General features: G+C 41.3%; 4 protein-coding genes. 3 read left to right on the top strand and 1 reads right to left on the bottom strand.

Features of this window, described 5'->3' with window-relative positions:
- A partial coding sequence (gene trkA, locus RWM06_RS09065; RefSeq protein WP_313970881.1) for a Trk system potassium transporter TrkA occupies positions 1–1,266 on the top strand: 1,266 nt, incomplete at its 5' end.
- A gap of 3 nt (positions 1,267–1,269) precedes the next feature.
- Complete coding sequence (locus RWM06_RS09060; protein WP_313970880.1) at positions 1,270–2,709, top strand: TrkH family potassium uptake protein; 1,440 nt, start codon at positions 1,270–1,272, stop codon at positions 2,707–2,709.
- Positions 2,710–3,013: 304 nt separating this feature from the next.
- Here RWM06_RS09060 and pflB read toward each other — a convergent pair whose 3' ends face one another.
- Positions 3,014–5,338 carry a formate C-acetyltransferase gene (pflB, locus tag RWM06_RS09055; protein WP_102210610.1) on the bottom strand — a complete coding sequence of 775 codons (2,325 nt, stop codon included), beginning with the start codon at positions 5,336–5,338 and terminating at the stop codon, positions 3,014–3,016.
- 237 nt (positions 5,339–5,575) lie between these two features.
- Between pflB and dinB the strand changes: the two genes are divergently transcribed.
- A partial coding sequence (gene dinB, locus RWM06_RS09050; RefSeq protein ID WP_313970879.1) for a DNA polymerase IV occupies positions 5,576–6,576 on the top strand: 1,001 nt, incomplete at its 3' end.

The following is a 6,576-nucleotide window of genomic DNA, read 5'->3' as shown; positions in this document are numbered from 1 at the left end:
ATTGAGCAAGACGAAGCTGTCCTCAATCATATTGTCAATCGCTTTGATATCATGGGTATCCTTGGTAACGGGGCTGATTTTACCATCCTTGAGCAAGCCAGTGTCCAGGATTGTGATATCTTTATCGCCCTGACTGAGTACGATGAAGTGAACATGATTGCAGCCGTTCTAGCCAAAAAAATGGGAGCTAAAGAGACCATCGTTCGGGTGCGGAACCCTGAATATTCTAACTCTTATTTCAAGGAAAAGAATATTCTCGGTTTTTCTCTTATCGTTAACCCTGAGCTCTTGGCTGCCCGCGCTATTGCCAATATCATTGACTTCCCCAACGCCCTCTCTGTCGAACGTTTCTTTGGTGGACGGGTCAGCTTGATGGAATTCACTGTTAAATCCTCCAGTGGTCTTTGCCAAATGCCCATTTCTGATTTTCGAAAAAAATTTGGCAATGTCATTGTCTGTGCGATAGAGAGGGATCATCAAATTATCATTCCAAGCGGTGACATGACTGTACAGGATAAAGATAGAATCTTTGTTACTGGTAACCGTGTCGATATGATGCTCTTCCATAATTATTTCAAGTCTCGTGCCGTAAAGAGTCTCCTTATTGTTGGAGCTGGTAGAATTGCCTATTATCTACTAGGTATCCTCAAAGACAGTCGTATTGATACCAAGGTTATTGAAATCAATCCCGAAATCGCTAGCTTCTTTAGCGAGAAATTTCCAAATCTTCATATCGTTCAAGGAGATGGTACTGCAAAAGATATCCTGCTGGAAGAAAGTGCTCAACACTATGATGCCGTTGCAACTCTAACAGGAGTCGATGAGGAAAATCTGATTACCTCTATGTTCCTTGACAGGGTAGGTGTACAGAAAAATATTACCAAGGTCAATCGTACCAGTCTCCTCGAGATTATCAATGCGCCTGATTTTTCAAGTATCATCACACCTAAAAGTATCGCTGTAGATACGATTATGCACTTTATTCGTGGTCGGGTTAATGCCCAGTATTCAGACCTTCAAGCCATGCACCATCTAGCCAATGGCCAAATCGAAACCCTGCAATTCCATATCAAGGAAGCCAATAAAATGACTGCCAAACCTCTTTCTCAACTCAAACTGAAAAAAGGGGTTCTTATTGCGGCCATCATTCGAAAGGGCAAGACTATTTTCCCAACTGGAGAGGATATGCTGGAAGTTGGAGACAAGCTCCTTGTAACAACTTTGTTGCCAAACATCACTAAGATTTATGACTTGATCGCGAGGTAAGAAATGAATAAAAGTATGATTCGTTACCTCCTTTCAAAGTTACTTTTGATTGAAGCTGTTCTCCTCTTGGTTCCTGTTGCGATTGCCATATACTACCATGAATCGAGCCAAGTCTTTACAGCCCTCTTTACAACGATTGGGATTCTCGTATTACTAGGTGGTTCAGGAATTTTACAAAAGCCAAAAAATCAACGGATTTACGCCAAGGAGGGAATCTTGATTGTTGCCCTCTGTTGGATCCTTTGGTCTTTCTTTGGCGGTCTCCCCTTTGTTTTTGCTGGGCAAATTCCCAGCCTTATCGATGCCTTTTTTGAAATCAGTTCTGGCTTTACAACTACTGGAGCAACTATTCTGAACGATGTTTCGGTTCTCAGCCGTTCCCTCCTCTTCTGGCGAAGTTTTACCCACTTGATTGGAGGGATGGGAGTACTTGTTTTTGCACTTGCTATTATGGATAATGCCAAGAATAGCCACCTAGAAGTGATGAAGGCTGAGGTTCCTGGTCCTGTTTTTGGTAAAGTAGTATCCAAACTAAAAAACACTGCCCAGATTCTCTATCTCCTTTATCTAGCTCTCTTCTCCCTCTTTGTCATCATCTATTATCTAGCTGGCATGCCCCTATTTGATAGTTTTATCATTGCCATGGGAACAGCAGGTACAGGAGGTTTTACAGTCTATAACGATGGAATCTCCCACTATGGTAGCTCACTGATTACCTATCTAGTTAGTATCGGAGTTTTGGTTTTTGGGGTAAATTTCAATCTCTACTACTACCTCATGCTCCGTCGCGTCAAAGCCTTCTTTGGTGACGAGGAACTTCGTGCTTACTTGGTCATCGTGCTGGTTTCTACAGGCTTGATTAGCCTTAATACCCTCTATCTCTACCCAGGATTTTCCAAGAGCTTTGAAATGGCCTTCTTCCAGGTTTCCAATATCATTACAACGACTGGTTTTGGATACGGAGATATTACCAACTGGCCCCTCTTCTCCCAGTTTATCCTTCTCTTCCTCATGGCAATCGGTGGTTCTGCTGGTTCAACCGCAGGTGGACTCAAGGTTATTCGAGGCCTCATCCTCTCAAAAATTGCCAAAAATCAAATTTTGTCAATTCTATCACCCCACCGTGTTTTGACCCTCCATGTTAATAAAACGGTGATTGACAAAGATACCCAACATAAGATTCTCAAGTACTTTGTCATCTATGCTATGATTTTGCTAGCGCTTATCTTTATTGTCAGCCTAGATAGCAATGATTTTCTGGTTGTGACCAGTGCTGTCTTTAGCTGTTTCAATAATATAGGACCTATTCTAGGAACCACTTCTAGTTTCTCAATCTTTAGTCCTATCTCAAAAATTCTCCTCTCCTTTGCAATGATTGCAGGTCGCTTGGAGATTTACCCAATCCTACTTCTCTTTATGAAGAGGACTTGGTCTAAGAGATAAAATACAACCACACCTTGTTCCATACAAAGTGTGGTGTTTTAATTTTCATACTCTTCGAAAATCTCTTCAAACCACGTCAGCTCTATCTGCAACCTCAAAGCAGTGCTTTGAGCAATCTGCGGCTAGCTTCCTAGTTTGCTCTTTGATTTTCATTGAGTATTATTTTCAAATCCCCATTGCAAGTCAACAAGTATCTTTGAATCTCGGTCAGACATTTCAGTACCTGACTTAAGAAATTTAAGAACCCCAAAAACAACCCTCAGTCGACTGACCGAGGGTTTCTTTTCATTATTCAAGAACTTGATTAGCTCAATGCGTCCAAGGCATCATCCATTGAAAGAACTTCGTGGAAGACACGTTGTGTCAATTCAGTTTTTTGTTCTGGAGTGAGGTATTTAGTGTTTACACAGTATCCAGAGATACGTACGATAACGTCTTCTCCTGACATAATCTTTTCGTAAACATCGTTCAAGTCCATAACGTTCAAGTTAACGTGTTGTCCACCGTTTTCGAAGTAACCATCAAGAATTGTTACCAAGTTATCAACTTGTTCGTCACGAGTCTTACCAAGAGCGCGAGGTGATACTTGTGTAGTCAATGAGATACCGTCAGCTGCATAACTAAAGTCAAGGCTAGAAAGTGAGTTCAAGTTTTGCAACCATCCACCTTTAGCTTTGTTAGATGGGTTAGCACCTGGTGAGAAGAATTCAAGTTTAGACAAGTTCACAGAACCATCTTCGTTGAGGTATACACCTTTGTGGACTGGTGAGTTACCAGTTTGTTTAGAGTAAGCAACGTTAGATGTGATTGTCAAAAGTGATACTGTAGCTTCTGCGTCTTTGTAAAGTTTGTGGCTACGTAGACGAGTTGTGTAAGCTTCGATCAACCATTCTGCCAATTCGTTTGAACGTGGGTCATCTTCACCCCAACGTGGGTATTCACCGATTGTTTCGTAATCGTAGATGTAGCCATTTTCATCACGGATTGGTTTAACTGTAGCGTATTTGATAGCTGACAATGTATCAACAGTGTTAGCAAATCCACAGATACCGAATCCCATGTTCGCACGTTGTTTAGTTGGCAAGAAGGCCATTTGAACTGCTTCGTAGTTGTACTTATCAGTCATGTAGTGGATGATGTTCAAAGCATCTACGTAAGTGTCAGTCAACCAGTCAAGAGATTTTTCAAAGTTAGCTTTAACTGATTCAAATTCAAGAACTTCGTCACGGATTGGTTCGATGTCAAATACTTTGTAGTCTTTGTGAACATCGTCGTAACCACCGTTCAAACCAGTAAGAAGAGCTTTCAATACGTTTACACGAGCACCGAAGTACTGGATGTTGTGGCGTTGTTCTTCATTTTCTGGGTCAAGTGGAGACACACAACATGAGATACAGCTCATTTCACCATATCCGTCTTTAGCCATTGTTGTTACACCTTCGTATTGGATAGAAGAGTGTTTGTGGCTCATGTGCATACAGTAGCGACGGAAGTTGTATGGCAATTTGTCAGTCCAAAGAACTGTCAAGTTTGGTTCTGGAGAGTTACCGATATTGTCAAGAGTGTTCAAGAAACGGTAGTCCATCTTAGTAACACGGTGACGACCGTCGTTACCCATACCAGCCATAGAAGTTGTGATGAAGGTTGGGTCACCTGAGTACAATTGGTCATAAGCTTTTGTACGAGCAAATTTAACTGTACGAAGTTTCATAACGAAATCATCAACGAATTCTTGAATTTCTGATTCAGTAAATGTACCACGAGCAAGGTCACGTTCTGCAAAGATATCCAAGACGATTGGCACACGTCCTAGAGATGTAGCAGCACCGTTGATAACACGGCAGACAGCCATGAAGGCGATGTTAACCCATTGGATTGCTTCTTTAGTGTTCATCGCTGGTTTGCGAACATCAACTCCGTAAAGGTCACCCAAGCGAACAACTTGTTGCAATGCTTGATATTGAAGGTTGATTTCTTCACGAAGACGGATTGTTTCTTCATCGATTTCTTCGATTGCGTTCCAGTCGTTTACTTTTTCTTGCATCAAGTAGTCTGCACCGTAAAGAGCAAGACGAGCGTAAACACCGATGATACGTCCGCGTGAGTATGCATCTGGAAGACCAGTTACAGTGTGTGCGTGACGAGCGCGACGGATGTTTGAAGTGTAAGCACGGAAGATACCGTCGTTAACTGTTGTTACGTATTTAGTGAAGATTTCGTGAACAGCTGGATCTGGTTCGTATCCATTTTCTTTCAAAGTAGTTTCAGCCATACGGATACCACCTTTTGGCATGAAGTTCAATTTGAAGAGTTCATCGTTTTGGATACCGTAGATAACTTCGTTTTCTTTATCGATAAATCCTGCTGGGATATCAGCGATAGATGTTGGACGAGTGTCCATTGGGAAACGAGTTTCTTCGTAGTGAGCCTTAGTTTCTTCTACAATTTTTTTGATGTGAAGTGAACGTTCTGTTGGTCCTGCAAGGAAGCTTTCGTCTCCATCGTAAGGTGTGTAGTTAGCTTGTACGAAGCGTGATACACTTGCTTTTTCTTTCCAATCTACGCCTTTGAAGCCTTCCCAAGCTTTGTCAAAAATATCTTGTGCTTCAACAACTGTTTTAACAACCATGTTAATGTCCTCTGTTTTCTTTCTAGTAACAGTCATCTGTTACATTTATGAAACTAGTATACCATACAGTAACCGATTTCAACAAGCGAAAATTCCTTATTTTTACACTTTCTTTTCTAACACAGACTAATTTCTATGCCAAACTGTATTATATTTTTGAAAAAATTAAAGCCTTTTTTCTTTTTTTCAGAAAAAAGAGTATAATAAAAGAAAATAAGCAGTAAAAAGGTGCTAGACATGTTGATTTTCCCTTTGTTAAATGATTTGTCAAGAAAAATCATCCATATTGACATGGATGCCTTTTTTGCTGCGGTGGAAATCAGAGATAATCCTAAACTCAAAGGAAAACCTGTCATTATCGGAAGCGATCCTCGGCAAACAGGTGGACGGGGAGTCGTTGCTACCTGTAGCTATGAAGCACGAGCTTTTGGTGTCCATTCTGCCATGAGTTCCAAGGAAGCTTATGAACGTTGTCCCCAGGCCGTCTTTATCTCAGGAAATTATGAGAAATACAAGACTGTGGGACTCCAGATTCGAGCTATCTTTAAGCGTTATACAAATTTGATTGAACCCATGAGCATTGACGAAGCCTATTTGGATGTAACAGAAAATAAACTCGGTATCAAGTCAGCTGTCAAAATCGCTCGCCTCATTCAAGAGGATATCTGGCAGGAACTACACCTAACTGCTTCTGCTGGCGTTTCCTACAACAAATTCTTAGCTAAAATGGCTAGCGATTATCAAAAACCACATGGTCTGACAGTGATTCTACCTGACCAAGCTGAGGATTTTCTCAAACAAATGGATATTTCCAAGTTTCATGGAGTAGGAAAAAAGACGGTAGAACGTCTTCATCAAATGGGCGTTTTTACTGGCGCTGATCTACTTGAAGTTCCTGAAATAACCCTAATAGACCGCTTTGGCAGACTGGGCTACGACCTTTATCGAAAGGCTCGTGGTATTCACAACTCTCCAGTCAAATCCAATCGCATTCGTAAATCAATCGGGAAGGAGAAAACCTATGGAAAGATTCTCCGTGCCGAGGAGGACATCAAAAAAGAGCTGACTCTCCTATCAGAAAGAGTCGCTCTCAATCTACATCAACAAGAAAAAGCTGGAAAAATTGTCATTTTGAAAATCCGCTACGAGGACTTTTCAACTCTCACTAAACGAAAAAGTCTGCCTCAAAAAACACAGGATGCTAGTCAGATAAGCCAAATAGCCCTGCAACTCTATGA

The sequence above is a fragment of the uncultured Streptococcus sp. genome, from assembly GCF_963516575.1.
Lineage (GTDB): Bacteria > Bacillota > Bacilli > Lactobacillales > Streptococcaceae > Streptococcus.
This window is presented reverse-complemented; position numbering and strand designations above follow the sequence as displayed.